Raw genomic sequence first — 22,334 nt, 5'->3', positions numbered from 1 at the left:
GATTCGGAGAGAGAGTCATGGCCAGCGGAAAAGAGATAAAAAGCAAGATCGGGAGTATCAAGAATACTCAAAAGATCACCAGCGCAATGGAGATGGTTGCCGCTTCTAAAATGAAGAAGGCACAAGAACGCGTAGCGTCTAGTCGTCCATACGCTGAGAACTTACGCAAAGTGATCGGTCGTGTTGCTCAGGCTAATCTTGATTTCCATCACCCGTTCCTAGAAGAGCGTGATGTGAAACGAGTTGGTTATATCGTTATCTCTACAGACCGTGGTCTTTGTGGTGGCTTAAACTCAAACGAGTTTAAGCGTGTAGCGAAAGACGTGAAAGCGTGGAAAGAAAAGGGTGTTGAGGCGTCGTTCGCAACACTAGGTAGCAAAGCTGCTGGTTTCTTTAAACGTTTTGGTGGTTCGCTTGAAGCCAAAAAGGCAGGGCTGGGAGATACACCTTCAATACAGGACGTAATTGGTCCTGTAAAAGTAATGCTAGATGCATACGAAGAAGGCAAAATTGACCGCTTATTCGTTGTGTACAACAAGTTTGTCAACACAATGAAACAAGAGCCTGTTATCGATCAGTTATTACCTTTGCCAAAAGCTGAAGAAGAAGTATCAGCTCACGCTTGGGATTACTTATATGAGCCAAGCCCAGAGGCGATTTTAGAGACACTAATTGTGCGCTTTATTGAGTCTCAGGTTTACCAAGGCGTAGTTGAGAATGCTGCCTCTGAGCAAGCTGCCCGTATGGTTGCGATGAAAGCCGCAACTGATAACGCAGGTGGCCTGATTGATGAGCTACAGCTGGTATACAACAAGGCACGTCAAGCCGCAATCACACAAGAAATCAGTGAGATTGTGAGCGGTTCGGCTGCCGTGTAACGCTTCGGCAAAGTTTAATAAGAGGAATAGACATGAGTTTAGGTAAGGTCGTCCAAATTATCGGCGCCGTTGTGGACATCGAGTTTCCACAAGACAACGTGCCAGCCGTATATGACGCACTAAAAGTTACAGAAGGCGACTTAGCTGGTTTGACACTAGAAGTGCAACAGCAGCTAGGTGGCGGTGTGGTACGTGGTATCGCACTAGGTAGTACTGACGGTCTACGTCGTGGTACTCCAGTACAAGGTACAGCTGAGCCAATTAAGGTTCCAGTTGGTACAGCAACACTAGGTCGTATCATGAACGTACTTGGTGACGCGATTGACGAAGCGGGTCCTATCGGTGAAGAAGAGCGTTGGTCTATTCACCGTGCAGCACCATCATACGAAGAGCAGAGCAGCTCAGTTGAACTTCTAGAGACTGGTATCAAGGTTATCGACCTTGTATGTCCATTCGCTAAAGGTGGTAAAGTTGGTCTATTCGGTGGTGCGGGTGTAGGTAAAACCGTAAACATGATGGAACTTATCCGTAACATCGCAATCGAGCACAGCGGTTACTCAGTATTCGCAGGTGTTGGTGAGCGTACTCGTGAGGGTAATGACTTCTACCATGAGATGAATGACTCAAACGTACTAGACAAAGTATCACTAGTATATGGTCAGATGAACGAGCCACCGGGTAACCGTCTACGTGTTGCACTAACTGGTCTAACAATGGCTGAGAAGTTCCGTGACGAAGGTCGTGACGTACTATTCTTCGTAGATAACATCTACCGTTATACACTAGCAGGTACTGAAGTATCAGCACTTCTAGGTCGTATGCCTTCAGCAGTAGGTTACCAGCCTACACTAGCTGAAGAAATGGGTGTTCTACAGGAGCGTATCGCATCAACTAAGACAGGTTCAATCACTTCAATCCAAGCGGTATACGTACCTGCGGATGACTTGACTGACCCATCTCCAGCAACAACGTTTGCTCACTTAGATGCGACAGTAGTACTTTCTCGTGATATCGCGTCTCTAGGTATCTACCCTGCGGTAGACCCTCTAGATTCAACTTCACGTCAGCTTGACCCACAAGTTATCGGTCAAGAGCACTACGACACTGCACGTGGCGTTCAAACAGTTTTACAGCGTTATAAAGAGCTGAAAGACATCATCGCAATTCTAGGTATGGACGAGCTATCTGACGAAGATAAGCAAGTTGTATCTCGTGCACGTAAGATCCAGCGTTTCCTATCTCAGCCGTTCTTCGTTGCTGAGGTATTTACAGGTGCACCTGGTAAATACGTATCTCTTAAAGACACAATCTCTGGCTTTAAGGGCATCCTAAACGGTGATTTCGATGATATGCCTGAGCAGGCATTCTACATGGTTGGCTCAATCGACGAAGCAGTTGATAAAGCTAAAAACATGTAATTAGGAGGTTGTTATGGCAATGACAGTACACCTTGATGTAGTAAGTGCAGAGCAGAGCTTGTTCTCTGGCGCTGTGACTACTATCCAAGTGACAGGTAGAGAAGGCGAGCTTGGTATTCATCCAGGCCACGCGCCACTACTGACTGGCCTAAAACCTGGTATGGTACGTTTGGTTAAAGCGGATAGCTCAGAAGAAGTTATCTACGTTGCAGGCGGTACGCTTGAAGTTCAACCACAAACAGTAACTGTTCTAGCGGACGTTGCTATTCGTGCGGAAGAGCTTGACGAGCAAGCTGCTGAAGAAGCTAAACGTGAAGCGCAAGCGCAAATGGCTTCTGGTACTAGCGGTGAGTTGGATTACCAACAAGCTGCAGTACAACTAGAAGAAGCCCTTGCTCAACTACGCGTTATTCGCCAGCTGCGCAAATAAGCAACCACCTATCTGGTTATTGGAAACCCACGCATCGCGTGGGTTTTTTTATGCGTACAGGTAAAGAACTAAGGGCTTGCTATCTAGCTATTATTAAATTTTAGGGCGGATATACCATGCCATTTAAATCAATTAAATGGCTTAATTTTGCCTTGCGGTACGTAGATACTGAGGTAGTAGTCGGGTGTGAGAGCGGATCTGCTAAGTTATTTCTTCACACTATTTCTAGCTGACAACGTGTAAAGCTTTATAGACATTCCCATACTAGGAAGATTTGTTATGCATGCATCGATGCAAATAGGTATCGAGAGTTGTTCAAGCATTGAACAGCATCACTTGCTTCTTTTTATATAGAATGGGCTGTAACTTTCTGTTTTTATATTCTATTTTTTATTGGTACTCTGAACTTTGAAATATCCAGGAAAAATAACATTTTTTACATGATAAAAAAGAAATAATGGTTCGATATTGTCTTTTGTATTTGTAATGGGTATAAGTGAGCGTATTCCCTTGAACTTATTGTTTTTAACGTTAAGTTTTAGGTTAAATGTGGTTGGTAAAGTTATATTTTATGCTACTTTAATTGTTCGTATTTATTGAAAAATAACTTTGTTATCTTAGAATAGGTATTGTCTTCTCGATAATGGAAACTCGCAGGCTTCATGGATGAGGTAAAGCACGGAAAAGTGATGAAAGAAGTAAATTTCACTAGAACAGTCCAATTTGTTAAGTTTGCTCAATGGACTTTAGATCCCAAAAAGCAAACAATCACTGATGGTGACGAAAGTAGAGAATTAGAGCCACTGCTTTATAAGATTCTTTGCTATTTGTTACTTAACATCGATCAGATTATAACTAGACAAGACTTAATTGATGACGTTTGGTGTCAGCATTATGTTGATGATAACGCAATAAATAGAGCGATCTCTGAACTCAGAAAACTGCTAAAGTCAGAAAAGTTCAAAGGCGTTATTATTAAGACTCACTACCGTAAAGGTTATAGCTTAGCGGTAGATAGAGAAATTGTTCTTTTTGAAGATGGCGGCCAGTCTAGTAATCCAGAAGTAACCCCACCACCCACTAAAAAATCTAAAAAAAATTACTCCACAATACTAATTGGCTTAATGCTTCTTGTTGTAGCAATCACGCTATCAATGCTTTATTTCCTCCCTGCTAAAAAAAATGAGAATCAAGCGTTCAGCGCTTTTAAAGAGCATTCATTTGATAGTTTTGAGGAGCGAGCTATCACTTGGCAAGAGGCATATTACAGTTATTTAATATTGCACCCTGACAGCAATTATTATGCTTATTTGTCGGAATCTGACACGAGTAAATCTATTGTTGTTCGTTCGATGAAACACGATGATGCAAAGAAATTTACTTTTCCTGACAGCAGTGTAGAGCCTTTAGGTTTTTCTACTTCTCTTTCGCACCTATTCTACAGAGAGAAAACTGCAGATGGTGCTTGTGCCATATGGCGTATTGATTATTTGAAGGAAACTGATGCGCAAAAAGTAATGGGATGTGATAAGCAAATTCGCAACCTATTAGAAGTTGATAATCGTTATCTACTCTATGACAAGCTAGGCTTTCGTGAAAAGAGCCATACTGCTGCACTTTATATTTTCGATAGAAAAAGAGAGCTTGAGTTTAGAATATCTTCTCCAAACGCAAGTTCATTTGGCGATCAATTACTGCATTATGACTCCAGTAACGGACGAGTGTATTTCAAACGGATGCAAAGTGAGTTTACAGAAGTTTTTTATACCGATGTTGAAGGCAGTAACCTAGTCCAGGTAGCAACCATTACAGGAGTCGTAAACAACTTTACGATTGTTGATAACCAGCTATATTGGTTTGATTTACTGTCCCAAAGTGTCAAAGCATTTGACATCGATCTGGGAGTTGAAGTTGAGAACATCAAAAATAACTCATCAGTCGAGTATAGGAATATTTGGCGTGTAGCAAAAGATAAATATTTGGCGCAACAAAAAGACTTTGAAGTGGTAACTACACTGTATTCAAAAGATCTTGTCAAGCAGCTGGATATTGCAGGGGCCAGAGATGCCGCAGCATTGGAAAATATGGATCAATTTGTTGTTATTTCCAATGTTGATCATATTAATGAGCATTTACTTAGTTTTTTAGACAAGCAAGGCCGTGTTATTCGCCAAGTACAGTTAGATGAGTTTGCTTATCGGGTTAAGGTGAATAAAAGTAATTCATTGATTTATATAAGATTAGATAAAGATATCAAGGTGTTTGACCTCACTGGTAAGTTAGTCAATGAATTCTCATTTGATGAGAAAGTGGTTGAGATTGAAGCGTCTAATGATTCTCAGATAGCTGTAGTGGTACAAAAGGGCAAGATAAATAGAGCGCTTCTTATAGACAGTATGACTGGAAAGCAACGCCTACTGCCGATAAGAGATGTTCTTTGGTTTACCTGCTTTACAGAGTCAAAGTGTATTACGCAGAATTTTTTCAGAGAGGTACGGCTATACGATCTCGAAGAGGGAGCATTTACTGGGCAAAGCACCTACGTTGAACCATTTTTCCCCAACTTTACATTATTTGGAGCAGAGTTAATTTACTTTGACGGTAAAAAGCTAATGGAGTTTGACCCCGAAGCTTTATCGCAAAATGAACTAAAGTCCTACGATCCTAGTGAACAAGGAAATCTGTTAAATATGAGGCTAATCGATAATGATGGCAGTTATCTAACTTTTGCTATCACACGTAAGCAAAATGCAATCACGGTCTTTGAGAACAAATAAAAAAGCCCGAGAGCATGGCGGTGCCTCGGGCTGGTACATATGCGAGAAATGCAGATGTAATAAGGAAAACTTAGTCTAGGGGATCTAATTTATCCAGTCAAACTTATTGAGATACTTATCCTAATATTCAAATTAGCTTTCCTAAGGTTTTGCTAATAGCAAGTTTTTGATTTATAGCTATGCTAGACCTTGCTCTACAATAAAACGGAATAAAAAAATGAAACTTTCAATTAAAAAAAAGCAACTAAAGCAACTAACTAAATCACAAGCATCTAGCGTTAATGGTGCTGGTACTAATGAAATAGTAAAGGAGCTATTGACCTACAGCGTGATGTGTAATCAGGACAGCATGGCCTGTGGTATGGACGATAAAACCACAAAGCATTTTATGTAAGCTAAAAGGGTCGCTCGATTGATGCGTGCTGTTTGGCTTTTAACCAATGTTATACTTATTAAAGAGTTAACTTTTATCCCTCAGCCAGTGGAATACATTTTGGCCGGAGGGGGAGTGAAGTCAATACGCAATCAAATTGAACAAGGACCCGTTCATAAGGAAGAGGTACTATTTGAGTACCTCTCGACTGATAGCCATTTTAAGCCTTTCTTTTCACACTCCAGCGGAATCATACAGTACGCGCTTAAAGATACGCCTCAACTCACTACTGGCAAGAGAATACTCAAGATCACACCCAATGCAAGTTACGGGTACATGATATTTGAACAGTCCAAAACGTACCCTGACATCTCTGTAGATTATTTTATTTGTACAGATGATGAAAGTACTGGTTTTGCGGTTCAGTTTTATCACACTCGATCGAATATATTTTTTTGGAAATCAAGTGAAGATGAAATAAACATGCACTCAAGCTTAAGTGGAAAACCAGTTTATTTAGCGCTTGCACCATGTAATACGTCTGCCGACTAGCCTTCAAAACAACCCTAATATTATCAAATAATATCCATATCCTTTCATAATGCTTTGAGTCAACTTGTTGTTAGTTATGGTTATTTTTGTTTTTTTGCTTGTTTGAAATGTAAGTGAACTATAGGCATTATCAAACCACTTTATTAGTTTGAATAGGCACTAAAAATGACGTTAGAAGAATACTTTAATAATTACTACGAACTAATATGTAATGGTGAGTTAGATAACTTAGCGCAATTTTATTGTAGTAACTCTCCACTTATTGAAGCAAATTATCAGCAGTTTTCTGGTATGAGACAGCAATTTAAGTTCAAACTTTCATTACAAGGTGTTGAGCTTATCTCAAAGCAACCTGACCTATTAATTGTGCGAGATAGCTTAAGGTTTGAAGCGACAATTGAAGGTAATGAAGTTGTTCAGGTATCAAGCAACGTTCACATGATGACGCGTGATAACGACGAATGGAGAATTTTTAACTCTGCAGCGTTGCCTGACAATAAGGTGGCATAATGTCTGACTTATTCAGAAAAGAAGCGTTATTACATCAAGGGCATAAACTAGATGGTGAAGTTACCCTCGCGACTCATATGTCATTCAACTGGATACTAGGTGTAATTGTACTTATCGTAGTTATAGGTTGCGCTTATTTATTCCTAGGAGAGTACCACAGAAAAGAAGTGGTTTCTGGTTACCTGAGACCAACTCAGGGGGTTAGCAAAATTTATCCGCTCGGCACAGGGGTAGTTGATAGGGTCCTGGTAGAAGAAGGTCAGTCTGTTAAGAAAGGTGAAGTGCTCGCAACGATTCGTATGGAGCGGGTACTGACTTCTGGTGCAGACATGAATGCCGCGATTGTCACTGAGTTGGAAAAGCAAAAGCAGCTATTGCAAGAAAATCTTGCGAATCAAATAAAGTTGAGAGATATGAATCAGGATAAACTTGAGTCTCAGATCGCAAGTTTATCAATTCAGCTAGAAAAGGCTAAAAACCAGTTACGACTACTATCCGAGCGAGTAGCGCTTAGCGATGAGCGAGTCAAAAATACAGAAGCACTTATCACAAAGGGGTTTGCCTCAGGTAATGACTTAAAGACTCAAAAAGACAACTTATTAGCAATTACTCAGCAGCAAGAAGAGCTGTTGTCGCGGCTATCCAGTCAAAGAGAACAGATGAGTCAACTTCAATATGAGCTAGCGCAGTTACCTATAGATCATCGAGAAAAACAAGTAAGCCTTCAGTCACAACTCGCAAGTATCAACCAACAAATCAGACAAGCACAAGGCCAGCAGAGCTACAATATACTGAGCCAAATGGATGGCAAAGTTAGCAATCTACTTGTTAAACCGGGGATGGTTGCAAATGGACAAACTCCCATAATGACTGTCTTGCCGCATAATGCGGAGTTGGAAGCTATTTTGTTTGTGCCAACGAGAGCTTATGGCTTTGTAAAACCCGAGCAGCTTACTCGGATCCGTTACCAAGCATTTCCATATCAGCGCTTTGGCATATATGAAGGGCATATTAATACAGTTTCTAAATCAATTTTATTACCTAATGAAGCAAATGCCCCTGTATCTTTGCGAGAACCGGTATATCAAGTAGTTGTAAGTCTTAAATCTCAGTCTGCTAATGCCTATGGCGCGACAGTTCCGCTCCAAGCTGGAATGTTACTAGAAGCCGACATTATGGTTGATAGTCGCTCATTATTTGAGTGGTTATTTGAACCAATTTACAGCATCAAAGGAGCGTTGTAATGGAAAATCCTATGCATTTATTGAGATTTAGTGGCAATAAGCGTCTACCTGTGATCTTGCAAACTGAAGCCGCTGAATGTGGTTTAGCTAGCTTAGCTATGGTAGCGGCATACCATGGTCATAAAACCGATCTCACTTCGCTTAGACGTGAACACGAAATATCGCTCAAAGGAGCAAATTTAGAAGAGTTGATGCAGATTGCTGATAAGTTAAAGTTTAGCACAAGAGCACTACGGCTAGACTTAGAGCATCTACCTAAGCTCAAGACCCCCTGCATTTTACATTGGGATATGAACCACTTTGTGGTATTAAAAAAAGTTTCAAGTCGCGGAGTCGAAATACATGACCCTGGAGTTGGTTTACGAAAATATACATTAAGCGAGTTTTCTAAGCATTTTACTGGTGTTGCTTTAGAGCTAAATCCAACAGAGGAGTTTCGCTCTGAGGATACGAGAGTAAACTTGAAGTTATCTGACTTTTGGAGCAAGGTGACTGGGATGAAATCAACACTTGGTAAAGTGTTTATTTTATCGGTATTACTCCAGGCGTTCGCGATTGCAAGTCCTTACTATATGCAGTTAGTTGTCGACGAAGTTGTGCTCAGCTACGACAAGAACTTACTCGCGATATTGGCGATAGGCTTTGGCCTTCTTATGCTAATTGAAATGATAACTGGTGCCGTTCGGAGTGTTTTGCTATTACACTTTGGAAACTTGATGAGTATACAGCTTGGCTCCAACCTGTTTTATCATTTAATACGCTTACCTTTAAAGTACTTTGAAAAGCGCCATATTGGTGATGTGGTTTCGCGTTTTGGCTCATTACAACAAGTGAAAGACCTACTAACTCAGGGAGTAATTGAAGTTATCATCGATGGTATTATGGCAATTGCCACACTAGTGATGATTTTTATTTACAGCCCCAAATTGAGCTTCGTAGTGCTAGTTGCCATTGTGTTATATGCCATTTTCAGAATTGCAATGTACCGACCATTGAGGCAAATGTCGGAAGAAGTCATTGTGAATTCTGCAAAAGAGCAATCTAACTTCATGGAAACCATTCGCGGAATACAAACGATAAAGCTATTTGGTCGTGAAGTACAAAGACAAAGTGTTTGGCATAATAAATATGCGGATAGTCTGAACGCAGGTATACGCGTTGGACATTTAAATATCGGGTATGAAGCAGTAAATAAAGTTATTTTTGGCGTTGAAAACGTACTGGTTATCTATTTTGCTGCTTTATTAGTGATGGATGGCGACCTAACGGTAGGGATGTTATTTGCCTTTATGGCATATAAAAGACAGTTCGTAGAAAAAATGGCAGGTCTTGTTGAGAAAGCCATTGAATTTAAAATGCTGAACCTGCACTTCAATCGCTTAGGTGATATTACACTCACAGATAAAGAACAAGATATTGAGCGAAAAATATCAGGCTCTCCATTAACGGGAAAGATTGAGCTACAAAATATTGCCTATAAATATAATCAAAAAGACGCACCTATTTTTAAATCACTTAATTTGCAAATTGAAGCTGGTGAATCTGTTGCAATAATAGGCCCTTCTGGTTGTGGTAAAACAACGCTCGCAAAAATTATGCTTGGACTTTTTGAGCCTGATGATGGAAAGGTATTGGTTGATAATCAAGATATTCGTCAATTAGGTTTAGGTAGCTATCGCTCTCAAATAGCCGGAGTAATGCAAGATGATCAGCTACTATCTGGATCAATAGCCGATAACATCTCATTTTTTGATCCGCAGTTAGATATGAAGCAAGTAGAGTGGGCTGCTCAGGTTGCAGCTATAGATAAAGATATTGCTAATATGACTATGGGTTATAACACGCTGGTTGGTGACATGGGAGCTGCACTATCTGGTGGTCAAATTCAGCGCCTACTATTAGCTCGTGCGTTATATCGCAAACCTAAAATTTTATTTATGGATGAGGCTACGAGTAATCTTGATACCAAGCTTGAATATGCAGTTAATACTGCAGTTAAGTCTTTAGATATAACTCGTATCATTATCGCTCACCGCCCTGAAACCATAGCCAGTGCTGATCGTGTGATCGAGCTTCGATACGGTGAAGCTGTTGAGGTGGATAAGGATATTTATGAGGCTAGGAAAATGCCTATGGGTGAATCAACACAAGCACCTGTGTGTAAGTTAAATATTGAAAATGAGCCTTATACAGATACTTCTGCTGGTGGAGAATTTGTTCTGAGCTAGTAAACGATTTCGAGTAATCACTCTCACTCGGGAGCTTGAGGTAATAAGGAAAATAAAATGAACAAAACTAATCAAAAGGTACGAGAAATGATTGAATTAACATATCAATTAGAAAAAATTTATGGCGGCAGTACTTCCCTGCCTACAACAGCGCCAAGGTATCAAGGGCCGTTTTATCCTTCAGACCCATGCTTAGGGCCTATCGATATCACGACTTATTTTTAAGGTGAAACTAAAAACCCCTTTTATGGGGTTTTATTTACTATTGATGAACTTTTGGAGTTTGAAATGTTGATAGTGGTATCAGCGATTATGTATGTTTTAGTTGTGTCATTTTTATAATGTATAGTTTTTTGTTATTTATATTTTAATAATGGTTTTTGTGGTTGTATTATTTTATTTTCACTTGATTTTTTTTGTTTGTAAATGTATATTTTGTATGTGGGTCTTGCTGACCCGCTTTGGAACTTCCACTTCTGGCGGGATGGAAGTTTAATTTTTTAAAAATAAATAATGTGAGGAAAAGATGAGAGAAATTAATGAAGTTCAAACGAAGTTAGTAAATGGTGGTTTAGCTCCTTTAGCTATTTTTGTTTTGAAAGATATAGCTCTAGTTTATAGTGTTTATCAGTCCGCTAAATGGGCGCATGAAAGAAAGATGAGATAATTAAAACTTAATAAGGAATTAAAAATGAAAGAACTAAAAATTAACGACGTTAAAAACGTAGATGGTGGTATTCTATGGTCTTTACCTAGGATTGCTGTATCAGGGGTGGCGATGTATAGAACTATAGATCAGTGGAATAGTAATTCCGGCTTTCGCTCACCTATGAGTTATCCTGGAACTTACAGAGGCTCTGACCTGCATTATTATTCAGATCCTCTTCTTTAATATTTTTATTGGGGCGGTCGTTTAGAGCGCCCTAATAAATAGATGGTGAGAAAACTTTTGACCGTAAAATTTAATTGATGTTTTTTACAAATAAAAATGGAAAATAACCCCTAACCCCTAACCCCTAACCCCTAAATTAACAATCACACTGCTTAAAAACATTAATTATAAAACTTGGGTGGCTAAATGTTTTTATAGTTCATCGTTAAGTCTAACAGTTGAGTCTTAATTTGTGTATACGGAATATTCATTTGACCATTCTAAATGGGTTTATCTAATCCCTTATACCTTGAAAATTCCCCGCGAGTTTTCAGTAACTGATATTAAATATCTCAGTCTGCCTACAATTTCTTAGCAGTTTCGGAGGTTCCACGATACTATTTGAGATTCAGGTTTTACTTTAAAATTACGCAAACCTCCTTGGCTGTCCTATGTATGACCCTATCTTAAATTTTTAATAGATATGAGATATAAAACATCATATTTATACCACCTTATTCTCGTTTGCCTCAATTTTCTATATCAGACACTTTGTCTATGAATTTTTAATATTCCGACAGTGTATCATTGTAATAAAGGTCATCATGAAAAATTCCAAAAGTTGAATTTCTCGAGTTTCAGAGAGTTCTTAGGAGATTTTTCCAACCCTTTATAGGTACGGCTGGTATCTTATTACTGATTTTTTATGATTTAAATGTTATCAATTTATAATTCTAAACTATGCTTATGTTTTTTAAGGTTAAATTGTATTTTTATAATTTGACTTATTTATTTTTTATATCTAAAGTTCGGTTTGAGTTGAATATTTAATTCACTCCTTTTTAAGGGCTACCTGCTTTGGCGGAATTGGTAGCTGGAAATTTAAGTTTTAATTAATGTGAGAAGAAAGATGAAAGAAATTAATAAAAATCAGATCATTGAAGTTAAAGGTGCTGGGTTTGCTGAGGCCGCATGTGTTACTGGCTTTGGTGCCTTAGGTACTCTTGGTGGCTTTATTGGCGGTGGTATCTCAGGCCCTGTTGGTATGGCCGGTGGAGCTATGTGGGGATTCAATATCGGTGTAACTTTTGGCACTGCTGTTTGTCTTAAATAATAGGGAAAATGATAATGTTAGAAATTAAACTTAACGAGTGTAAAGAAGTTTCAGGCGGCGACTGCATGGGTAAATTTGCTGCTGGTGGCGCGCTTCTTGGTGGTGCTGTTGGTGGTGCTGCTGGATTCTTTGGCGGTTTTGGTTTTGGAGCTGGCCCAGGTGCTATTGGTGGTAGCTCGCTAGGCGGTTCATTTGGCATGATCGTCGGTGCTTATGCTTGCTACTAAAAAGCTGAGTGTTGGGGCTTAATAAGCCCCAACGTTTATAAATTTATGTAGGGGTAGAAATTTGAGCTTTTTCTTGTGTAATTTATTAATAACATTAACAATTTTCTTAATACCAATTTTGAGGCTTTCAGTTTCGGATAGTGGTATCATCAATTACTCTGTCCAATTGTTTCTTTTCATTTTTATATTCTTATTTGTATTTTATAGGGGGAGAGTCCCTATGAGAGTAAAAAATAATGAGCTATATTGTTATACATTTCCTTTTGTTAGGAGGTTCAAGTGTAGAGAAATAAAATCTTTAGATGTTTCTGATAGAAAAGTTAATATAGAATTTAAAGATGCGATGGAAGATGTTGATGTTGATTACTTTTTTGGTATTAAAAGTGAAATTAAAAATAGTGAGTTGAATGATTCCTTAGTTGAAAAAGGTTTTTTTGTGACTATAAATTTTAGTTAATGTTTTTATATTTGTTTTGGATTGAGGTTTTTTATTCAATGATTGTAAAAAATAACGATTACCTCTTTGGAACTATGATATCGCTCTAGCTGGCGAACAATCGTAGCAGACATAATATTTTCATACATCTACTTAGGTCGCTTCAACCCCTCATTAATTTTTTCTTTCAAACAGTTTAACCTGAAGTAAGGTAATATTCTATTAATTTTCAATAACGTATCAACCCTGAAAATAGCCTAAAGTTTGAGTCTCAAGCTTTCAAAGGAGTTTTGTTAATTAATTTTAACTTCTTTTGGTATTGGGAAGAATTGATGAAAATTAAAGTTTTATACCTTTAAGAAGAGTAAAAAACCTACAAAAGATATTTTCCCCTACTAGGCTTTTCCTTTAATTTACCTAGCAAGAGCTGGTGGGGTCGAACTCTATTTTTAATCGAAGTTATTACGCTTTTGTTAGCTGTGTTTCTGGTTGTTAAATGAAGTTATATTAAAGCTGTGTTGATATTAATGCTCGATATTGTTAGGTTTTTAAAGGTTAATATTAAATAATTTGAATTTAGTGATTTAGTGATTTAGTGATTTAGTGATTTAGTGATTTAGTGATTTAGTTATTATATTAGGAGCTTAAATAAAACCTTTAACATCTATTATGATAACCTTTCAAGCAAAGGTTTCAAGGTGGGGTTAATAAATAAACGACATTAAAATCTACTCACTATCAATGCGTTGTATTGGCGATGTAGAGCCGATAGCCTGGTTCAGTAGCGTAATGTTATGCGTCCGAGTCTTTAAGCTTGATCTTTTTGCGTCACGGATTTTAAATTCTCTACTATTATTTAAAGGTTATAACTTTGTTATTGTTTTATTATCTTGTTGTTTTTTAAGGTTTTATGTTCTTTTGTCAGATTTGACCGTGATACTTTTTGAAATTAGAGTTTGTCGCAGGACGAATTTTCACTTCCCCTTTTCACTGTAATTATTGTTTTTGGTGAAAGTTGACAGTGAGCGATTTAAAGATGATAGGAAATAACGAGAATTGAATTTAAAGCATAAGAGGTTCTGATTACTTTTTTAGTTCGACTAATTACTGATTGATAAGAAAAGTAGAGCTTTAATTTGGCTTTGTGGGCTAAAGTTAATTATGTTTATCCGTTTATGGGTGAATGATTTTTATGTTTTTATATGTTTTAAGTTTTTCAATGAAGTTTTTATATTTTTAAGGTCAGCTCTATAATTAGGGGAAGTTTTGTTGGGGAAGTATAATTTTTAATTTATCATAAATTTATGTTTGTAAGTCTATCATTTGAAATTTAAATGGTGATTCTTCAAATTAAAAATCATTAAATTATGGAGTGTAAAATGTACAAGTTAAATGCAAATGAAGTTGGTCAAGTAAATGGTGGTGCTGTTCCGTTGGCAGTTATGGCAGGTTCGTATGTGATATCTAAAGCTAAGTTTGCTTATGCCGTCTACAGGCTAGCTATAGCAATTGATTAATTTTAAATTAGTGTTCACAGCCTCGATTTTTCGAGGTTGCGGACCATTTTTATGTGATTATTAAATTTCATTAAGATGCTATTTAAGTATGGAGATGATTATTATATGTTGGAGAATCATTGGTTTGGTGGTGCTTCATTTTTTATTTTTTAATGGAGGTGAAATTTATCGTCTAAGAAATGAGTAGGATACGTTGGGGTGAATAATGAATTAAATATTACAACACCTAGAGGGTTTGAAAATACTATTTTATCCAGATTTTTTCTGTTGATATAAAGGTAATTGATGAAAATGATAATTTTATACCTTTAAGAAGGGTGAAAACACCTATAAAAGAAATTTTCCCGACTGGACTTTTCCTTTGATCTACCTAGCAAGAGCTGGTGGAGTCGCTCTTTATTTTTAATCGAAGTTATGACGGTTTTGTTAGCTGTGAGGCTGATTCTTGAAGAAGACTATATTGAAGGTATGGTGATATTAGCACTCGCTATTTTCGGTTTTTTAAAATTAACGTTAAATAATCTAAATTTAATACTTTATTAGTTCGATCCCGCTCTGATCTTGACATAAGACTATGCTTTTACAGAGCTTTTTAAGATAAGCAGACTATTTATGCAAGTTGATACATTGTTAGAACGCTTCTCTAGCATTGATTACTTGAGGTGAGAGCATATTTTTTAACAAAACTAACTCTAGAAGAGTTTCTCTCTGAATTCGTCGTCAAGCCTAGCACCTAATGTTGCTGACTTTCTATGTACCAATGGTGGAGAATTTCTTCTTGTTGCATTATTTGCGCATCTTCAGGGACGGGGATAGATAAAAGTGTGTATCAATTCTTGTTGTTTGGCCATCAATTGCAACTAAGTCAGCAAGCTCTGGCCATTTCTGTTTGGTTTCTTTAGTAATTTATCAGCGCTTAATGCATAAGTAATATGCACTTATTCACGGCTGCACCCATTATTTTGTTGCTTGCTTTCTGACAAATCGCTTTTTACTCAATGCATTGTTGAAAGATGATGTGATCCCACCGTGGGATTACCTGTAAGCAGTTTGCTTTTTAACCGCTTCATCAGAGGTCGTATACCATCATCTGAATTCGAGTGCTTAATCTCTCAAGCGTTAACCTGCTTCATTATTACTTAATGAAAACAGAGCTAAAAATCCCGCTAATTTTTATCAAACTCTTATTTTTTGAGAAGCTATTTTTATCCTTTTGTTTTTAAACAATAAATTTATTTATTGTAATTTGCCTTACAAATTTTTGACTGACATGATTGGACCTAAGTTTGAGACGCTATGACATTTGGCGTGTTTGAAATGGGGCATAAGGCATGACAAATACATTAGAAAACGCTGGTGTGAAGGTTCGAGAGTATGATCGGAGCACCTATGCTGTGTGGGAAATTACCTTAAAGTGTAACTTAGCCTGTAGTCATTGTGGTTCTCGTGCGGGTGATAAACGAGCTGATGAGCTGTCGACTACGGAAGCGTTTGATTTAATCAAACAGATGGCTGATCTAGGCGTAAAGGAAGTGACCTTAATAGGTGGCGAAGCTTATCTACGTCCTGATTGGTTGATGATTGCGTCAGAAATAAAAAATAAAGGTATGAGAGTCACCATGACGACTGGAGGTTACGGCATTTCCAGAGGAACCGCAAAGCGCATGGCTCAAGCGGGCATTGAAGCAGTCTCAGTTTCTATTGATGGTCTTGAAGATGAGCATAATAGTATTCGTGGCAAGTCTGATTCGTGGAGCCAATGCTTCACCACATTATCTCAATTTAAAGATTTGGGAGTACATACTGGAGTAAATACTACAGTAACAAGAAAAAGCGCAAAGGACCTTCCTTTATTGTACGAAAAATTAATTGATGTCGGCGTCAAAAACTGGCGAATCCAATTGGCCGTGCCAATGGGGAATGCGGCTGATAATAATGAGATGTTGATGCAGCCTTATGAATTACTCGATCTGTATCCATTATTGGGGTTGCTGTCAGTTCGTGGCAGAAAAGACGATCTCATAATTCAACCTGGTAATAATGTTGGTTATTTTGGTCCTTATGAACGTTTGCTTAGAGGGACTTTTATGCAAGAGAGTAAGTACTCGTTTTATACCGGTTGCGTTGCAGGACAAGGAGCTATCGGCATTGAAGCTGATGGCAAGATCAAGGGATGTCCATCATTGCCGAGCGAAGAATATACAGGGGGTAACATCAGGGAACGTACATTGAAGGATATTTATGAAAATGCACCAGAACTGAATTTTAATAGTCAAGAAATGGACGATGCGTCGATTGCACATTTGTGGGGTAATTGTAAGGGATGTAAATACGCGAAACTGTGCCGAGCTGGTTGCAATTGGACTGCTCATGTATTTTTTGGAAAGCGAGGAAATAATCCTTATTGCCATCATCGAGCATTAACTTTAGCCGCCAGCGGTTTACGTGAGCGCTTTCAGCAGCGCGTTGCGGCTTCAGGTATCCCGTTTGATCACGGTGTATTCGAAATCTATGAAGAATCAATCTCTGCGACATCTAATGACAACGTAAATCGCTTCACTATTCAGGGTATAAATTTTCCTCCTTCTTGGTTGGCGACAGACTCTAATCTGAGAGAGCGATTAAATAGCGAGAAATTAAATGCAATTCATCAATACAGAGCGTTAGGTTTAGCTAAAGCTGTGTGAGTGAATAAAAGTCTGTGGCGGCAGACTTCTAGGTGTAAATGATAGAGGCACCAAAACTTAGCGGTTTACCGCAAAGTATACTCTCGAGAGTACAAGCTCTATCAATAAATGTAATAAGGAAAATAAAATGAGAAATAAAAACTACGATATGCAAGAGCTGAATAATGCAGCCGAGTTACTTGAGTTAGTCGAAGGTGGCACACTGCATGATAATGGCTTAACACCTGTTCCTTGGGATTTTCCTCGTGTTATTCCAGACCCTATTGACCCAGTAAAGCCTCCGTTTCAAATGTCTTACGGTATCTGGATCCCACCATATGATTTAGCTAAGTACTCTTTGAAATAAGCAATGCTTAAGGGGCGGAAGAGATTTCTTTTGCCTCTTTGTTACCTCATACCCCAACTGTTTACTAGGGTCACAAATTTTCATCAGCAATAGCATTAGGCTTTCTTAACTAGTTGATAGTGCTCTGGACAAATCGTGCGCTCTAGTCTTTTGATTTAATCACAACGACTACTTAACAAGCGACTGTCCAATAAGCGTCTCTCAATTATTAGCTGAATACTTCATATGGTGGAATAGGAAATAGAATAAACCCTTCAATACTTTGAAAAAGATAATAAAAAAGGAATAGAAGATGAAATTTAGTAAACTTGCACAAAGTTTATTATTGGCACTTTTGCCCGTAGGGCACATATATGCATCTGGAGCCGATGAGAATACAACACCTATTGTTGTGAGCTACACTCAGGGAAATTTACCCTCAGCATTTGTTGCGCGGTCAACGCTGTTATCTTCAGATGGTATCCGTACTTATGCTTCTCTCACCGTTACCCAGAATGAACTTGACTCTCTACTTGTAGAATCACTTAATCAAGGTGGTTTACTGCGGATTGAGGGAAATCATAGGTATCATTTCCCTCAATTACTTTCTCATAATGCGGGTGATAAATCGCAAAATCAGCTTAACTGGCAACAGTTAACAAAGCTTTCTAAACTGGAGGTTCAGACCGTTGGTACAACGAAAGTGTGTCTGATCGATTCAGGTGTTCAACTTAATCATTCCCAATTGAGCTCACAGTTATTTTCAGGGCTGAGTAGTGAGTATGCAGGCTTCTGGTATCAAGATGCGATTGGACACGGAACTCACCTCGCTGGACTACTTACCGATCCTGTTTTTGCGAACGGTGAAATATCCGTTGAAGTACGAAAATTACTACGATCGGCTAATGGTGAGAATTCTATTATCCGCGATTCAGACCTAATTAGTGCCATAGAGCAATGTGCAAATTCAGGTGCTCAAGTGATTAATATGTCGCTTAGTAGTCCATACTTTTCATCTGCTACTCGAGATGTGATCGATAGACTTGCCTATGACAGAGACATTATTTTTGTTGCTGCTGCGGGAAATCACGGGATACCTCAATCAGATAAAGGTGACTACCTAGCGTTTCCAGCGGCTTATCGAAATGTGATTGCCGTTGGCGCGATCGATGAAAATACGGATCTTGCATATTTTTCCGCTGAGAATGCCAGTATTGATCTAGTTGCGCCCGGTGTGAATATTCGTTCGACAATGACGAATCGTAATCGAGTGACTGCGGTGAGCAATAAGGTAGGAAATAAACTGCACTTTGTTCAGATTGATAATGGTACTCAGGACTTTCCAAATGAATTGAGCTTAGTGGAAAATTGCTTGGTAGCGCTGCCTAAAACGCTATTGGATGAGCATGATACACAATATGCTCTATCCCCTGAAAGCAAGCAGTGGTTAAAAGATGCTACAGACACATGCGCTGATGCTAACGGTAGTGGGATAGTATTTACTTATGATGTTGGTATTGCAGATACTACCATTAGCAAGATCGATTTTAGTACAAGCTTCCCGACTCTACTTATTCCAAACTTGACGTTAACACACGGAAGTTCAGAGACATTCGATTTACAGGTTGATGTAAATCAGTCTGAGTATGCTGTTTTATCCGGCACATCACAAGCAGCAGCCATTGTAAGTGCTGGTATAGCCAAGCTCAAATCAGCTAACCCTAATGTGGATAGAGAAACGCTAATTCAAGCGTTATTTGGCAGTGCCGAAGACCTGGGACAACAGGGCAGAGATGGTAAATTTGGTTTTGGATTAGTCGACTTTTATAAAGCAAACCAAGTATTAAATGGCGAGATTGAGTTACCGGAGCAAGGTGTAAATCACTGTCCTGCTTCTTGGTATAGTAATCGCGCGTATACACAAGGGGAGCGTGTTGCTTTCGGCCGCTTTGTTTATGAAGCGAGCTATTGGTCAAAAAATCAAAACCCTTTATTCTCCGATGGTGATTATGAAGCGTGGAGCTATATCGGTGAGTGCGATAAAACTCAACCTAGTTATACCGCAGACTTCGATAGTGACTATGCCAGTTCTGGTTACCAGTTATCAGAAATAGAACGAATCACAGTGGTTTATTCATGTGAAAGCTACACACTAGCTTGTGGTGGAGGTAATTCTGGTGGCGGATTTGGTGGCTTCATTAGCTGGGGTTATGGTGGTGGTTCAGGTTTTTCTGACGGCGGAGGCGGAGGTGGCGGCTCATCATCAAGTAATCAAAATAGTCAAAAAGAGAAAGAAGCTAAACAATTTAAAGAAGATGCAGGCGATATTACTAACGTTGTCGCGCAATTCCAGTTGAAGCTAAAGCAAATATTAAATGGCCTAGACCCAAATAGTTCAGCCTATAAACAAGTCAATGGAATGCTTCAAAACTTAGGTAAACTCGCCGATAGGCTCAACAGTGGCGTACAAGGCTTTAGTCACGCTTGGAATGGTGAGGGTCAAGAAGCGTTAGCTGAGGCACTTGCATTTGTGGTTGCCGTTAAAACTGGTAAAACGATCGATGCTGTTGGTCGAATGTTAGGTAAAAACCCTGTAGTTGCTGTTGGCAAGGCTGCAGTCTCTGTTGGGTTCAGCTACGCGGCTGGTAATAGTGTTGAAACAGCTGTTGAAAATTTTGTTTACGATACGTATGTCAAGGATGCGATGACTGCTGCTAGCTATTATCAAAAAGTCGTGAATAAAGGAAATGAAATACTCAATGACATGCGCTGCGGTTATCAGCGGGTAACTAGGCCCGATATGTTATGTCGAGAGCATCTGAGAAGCATCGATCTGCTTGATAACACGTACATTGTTATGCTTGATCTAGATAACAATGGTGTTCGCTGGCAGTCCGCGCAAGCAGACAGAGAGATTTCCTTAGGTCAAAGTGACGGAATGTTATTCATAGACTTTAACGGAAGCGGCGAGCTCGACAGTGTTAATGAAGTGCATTTTGGTCATGCAGATACTCAGTTGGATACTTTATTGCTATTAGATAGCAATCGCGACTTGAAGATAGACGCATTAGATAGCAATTTTGACCGTCTAATGGTTTGGCAAGATCTTAACGCGGATGGTCGAGTCAATTCGGATGAATCTATCTCTGCCGCTAGTTTAGGGTTGGTAATCCATTTAGAAACTCCAAGCTTACAATTTACAGCGACAACTCATAGCGGTCCGGTAGGACTAATTAAGAGTAAGCAGTAATCGGCAAGCAGCCATGGAATGCTAGTTATTTTGTGGCTGCATATTTTCCATAGTTTGCAGTAATATCAACTTAAAAATAGCAGTAAAGGGAACATCAATCGTGGACGATCACATACAAACCTCTCCCCGAGGGGAGTCTACACTGGTAGATGAAGTAAACACTACGCAATTTTACTTTTCAATTAAAGTATCTCGTCTATTATTTGCATTAGCCGTTTTTTTCGGCATATCAGCTTGGATGTCGGAGGGGATATACTCACCGCAGAGCGCAGCGTCGGCGTTTAAGTCTGAACTTCTCAGTAACCCTAAAATACTTTTTTGGTTTAGCTTATACTGTGTCACTTTTATGGTCTCGGCTGGATTTTACTTGTTGGTTACGATTCAAAATAAGTTGGTTTTAGATGTCAAGAATTGCACGATTGTGATTTCTTATCTGTTTTTGCGAGACAAAACGATCGATTTTGAAAGCCTTGATAGCTTATTGGTGTTTCAAGATGAACATGAGCCATCTTTATTTGGCTTACATTGCCAGGACAAAGACCAACGCAGGGATAAATATCTAAGTAAGGGTATATGTTGGAGACTAGCAGAATCGCAATTGGCAGCATTTCTTCAAGTGATTAAAAAACACCGATTAGATCTCGGAGTTTCGCCTTGGGATTGAAGTGTACCAAACATAGTAAGCATCACTCTTACGAGATTATTCATAAACTTTTCCAAACTCCTTTCGCATCACACGACTGTTGATCTTAGTAGGTCATACTTTTGAATGGCCATCATCATTTTATCTCTCTAGGCCGTACGCTCATGTTATAGACACTGAATGATTAAGGGGGGCTCATCAACTGTCTCTCATCTGTCAAAGTGTTTAGTTTGATTTTTACATTAGCTGAATATCAATATCAAACCAATAATATACTCTTATTTGGCCATAATGTTGGTGCTTAAAGTTATGATAATTATAGTTAAGTTGTTTTTTTCCTTTGTTTGATTTAAAACTTTTTTAGCAACAATATTGAGCCATACCGAATTGAAGAGATGTGTTATTTACCTTTCACACTTTGCAACTTTAAGTCGGTCTGGCAGGTGGCTGTACTCAACTCTACTTCTCCACTTTGTCTGAAAATCGATTACCAAAAAAAGCGAGATAGTATCAATCTCAGCGCCACAAAAGGACAGTGGTTCTGTGTTGGTTGGAAGATCTAGCGATGCCTTCCATTTGAAGCTTCAAACTTGGTAATCAAACTACATGTTATTTTTTAAAAATAAATTAGGATAATAAAATGAAAGACTTACATCAAAATATGCAAGATGTTACCGAAGCAAAAGAACTACTTGTAAAAGTAGAAGGTGGTCTATCACCTATCAAATTCCCTGGTGATGACAAATTACCACCTTGTGACTGGTGGGTTTGCCCTCAGCCGTTATACGGCGTAATCATCGATCCTCCATTTGAAAAGTTCTAAGAACGTTTCGAATAGATCGTGATTGTGTTGG

21 protein-coding genes are annotated in these 22,334 nt (G+C 38.7%); all 21 read left to right on the top strand.

The window, feature by feature from the left end:
- Positions 1–17: 17 nt before the first annotated feature.
- The 21 genes from atpG to PNC201_RS17810 all read left to right on the top strand — a co-directional run bounded on the left by atpG (position 18) and on the right by PNC201_RS17810 (position 22,303).
- Positions 18–878, top strand: coding sequence for a F0F1 ATP synthase subunit gamma (gene atpG, locus PNC201_RS17890; protein ID WP_017218545.1), 861 nt, complete (start codon positions 18–20; stop codon positions 876–878).
- Positions 879–910: 32 nt separating this feature from the next.
- Complete coding sequence (gene atpD, locus PNC201_RS17885) at positions 911–2,296, top strand: F0F1 ATP synthase subunit beta (RefSeq protein WP_102057817.1); 1,386 nt, start codon at positions 911–913, stop codon at positions 2,294–2,296.
- Between the two features lie 13 nt (positions 2,297–2,309).
- Positions 2,310–2,726 carry a F0F1 ATP synthase subunit epsilon gene (locus PNC201_RS17880; RefSeq protein ID WP_102057816.1) on the top strand — a complete coding sequence of 139 codons (417 nt, stop codon included), beginning with the start codon at positions 2,310–2,312 and terminating at the stop codon, positions 2,724–2,726.
- A gap of 689 nt (positions 2,727–3,415) precedes the next feature.
- The gene (locus PNC201_RS17875; protein ID WP_158299140.1) at positions 3,416–5,503 is read left to right on the top strand and encodes a winged helix-turn-helix domain-containing protein; all 2,088 of its coding nucleotides are present in this window, start codon (positions 3,416–3,418) and stop codon (positions 5,501–5,503) included.
- A gap of 217 nt (positions 5,504–5,720) precedes the next feature.
- Positions 5,721–5,897 carry a hypothetical protein gene (locus PNC201_RS23320; protein ID WP_157782774.1) on the top strand — a complete coding sequence of 59 codons (177 nt, stop codon included), beginning with the start codon at positions 5,721–5,723 and terminating at the stop codon, positions 5,895–5,897.
- An 18-nt stretch (positions 5,898–5,915) separates the two neighbouring features.
- On the top strand, positions 5,916–6,428 hold the full coding sequence (locus PNC201_RS17870; RefSeq protein WP_158299139.1) for a hypothetical protein: 513 nt from the start codon (positions 5,916–5,918) through the stop codon (positions 6,426–6,428).
- 165 nt (positions 6,429–6,593) lie between these two features.
- Positions 6,594–6,938 (top strand): hypothetical protein, encoded by a 345-nt coding sequence (locus PNC201_RS17865; protein ID WP_010604135.1) that lies wholly within the window; start codon positions 6,594–6,596, stop codon positions 6,936–6,938.
- A complete protein-coding gene (locus tag PNC201_RS17860; RefSeq protein WP_010604134.1) occupies positions 6,938–8,182 on the top strand; it encodes an HlyD family secretion protein in 1,245 nt (414 codons plus the stop codon). The genes PNC201_RS17865 and PNC201_RS17860 overlap by 1 nt, the downstream gene beginning before the upstream one ends.
- Positions 8,182–10,410, top strand: coding sequence for a peptidase domain-containing ABC transporter (locus PNC201_RS17855; protein WP_010604133.1), 2,229 nt, complete (start codon positions 8,182–8,184; stop codon positions 10,408–10,410). Before PNC201_RS17860 ends, PNC201_RS17855 begins: the two co-directional genes overlap by 1 nt.
- Positions 10,411–10,497: 87 nt before the next feature.
- On the top strand, positions 10,498–10,635 hold the full coding sequence (locus PNC201_RS23315; protein ID WP_157782772.1) for a hypothetical protein: 138 nt from the start codon (positions 10,498–10,500) through the stop codon (positions 10,633–10,635).
- A 301-nt stretch (positions 10,636–10,936) separates the two neighbouring features.
- Positions 10,937–11,077 carry a hypothetical protein gene (locus tag PNC201_RS23310; RefSeq protein ID WP_158299138.1) on the top strand — a complete coding sequence of 47 codons (141 nt, stop codon included), beginning with the start codon at positions 10,937–10,939 and terminating at the stop codon, positions 11,075–11,077.
- Positions 11,078–11,101: 24 nt separating this feature from the next.
- The gene (locus PNC201_RS17850; RefSeq protein ID WP_102057813.1) at positions 11,102–11,302 is read left to right on the top strand and encodes a hypothetical protein; all 201 of its coding nucleotides are present in this window, start codon (positions 11,102–11,104) and stop codon (positions 11,300–11,302) included.
- 889 nt (positions 11,303–12,191) lie between these two features.
- Positions 12,192–12,395 carry a bacteriocin-like peptide gene (locus PNC201_RS17845; RefSeq protein WP_088532202.1) on the top strand — a complete coding sequence of 68 codons (204 nt, stop codon included), beginning with the start codon at positions 12,192–12,194 and terminating at the stop codon, positions 12,393–12,395.
- A gap of 14 nt (positions 12,396–12,409) precedes the next feature.
- Entirely contained in the window at positions 12,410–12,622 is a 213-nt protein-coding gene (locus PNC201_RS17840) for a hypothetical protein (RefSeq protein ID WP_102057812.1), read from the top strand.
- A gap of 220 nt (positions 12,623–12,842) precedes the next feature.
- On the top strand, positions 12,843–13,079 hold the full coding sequence (locus PNC201_RS17835) for a hypothetical protein (protein WP_102057811.1): 237 nt from the start codon (positions 12,843–12,845) through the stop codon (positions 13,077–13,079).
- Positions 13,080–14,437: 1,358 nt separating this feature from the next.
- The gene (locus tag PNC201_RS23305; protein WP_158299137.1) at positions 14,438–14,575 is read left to right on the top strand and encodes a hypothetical protein; all 138 of its coding nucleotides are present in this window, start codon (positions 14,438–14,440) and stop codon (positions 14,573–14,575) included.
- Positions 14,576–15,906: 1,331 nt separating this feature from the next.
- Positions 15,907–17,262 carry a radical SAM/SPASM domain-containing protein gene (locus PNC201_RS17830; RefSeq protein ID WP_010607032.1) on the top strand — a complete coding sequence of 452 codons (1,356 nt, stop codon included), beginning with the start codon at positions 15,907–15,909 and terminating at the stop codon, positions 17,260–17,262.
- 127 nt (positions 17,263–17,389) lie between these two features.
- Positions 17,390–17,608, top strand: coding sequence for a hypothetical protein (locus PNC201_RS17825; RefSeq protein ID WP_010607031.1), 219 nt, complete (start codon positions 17,390–17,392; stop codon positions 17,606–17,608).
- A 292-nt stretch (positions 17,609–17,900) separates the two neighbouring features.
- Complete coding sequence (locus PNC201_RS17820) at positions 17,901–20,837, top strand: S8 family peptidase (RefSeq protein ID WP_102057810.1); 2,937 nt, start codon at positions 17,901–17,903, stop codon at positions 20,835–20,837.
- 100 nt (positions 20,838–20,937) lie between these two features.
- Positions 20,938–21,501, top strand: coding sequence for a hypothetical protein (locus PNC201_RS17815; protein WP_010607029.1), 564 nt, complete (start codon positions 20,938–20,940; stop codon positions 21,499–21,501).
- Positions 21,502–22,120: 619 nt separating this feature from the next.
- A complete protein-coding gene (locus PNC201_RS17810) occupies positions 22,121–22,303 on the top strand; it encodes a hypothetical protein (protein WP_010607028.1) in 183 nt (60 codons plus the stop codon).
- Positions 22,304–22,334: the final 31 nt, after the last annotated feature.

Source organism: Pseudoalteromonas sp. NC201, from assembly GCF_002850255.1.
In the GTDB taxonomy this organism is placed as follows: Bacteria; Pseudomonadota; Gammaproteobacteria; order Enterobacterales; family Alteromonadaceae; genus Pseudoalteromonas.
This window is presented reverse-complemented; position numbering and strand designations above follow the sequence as displayed.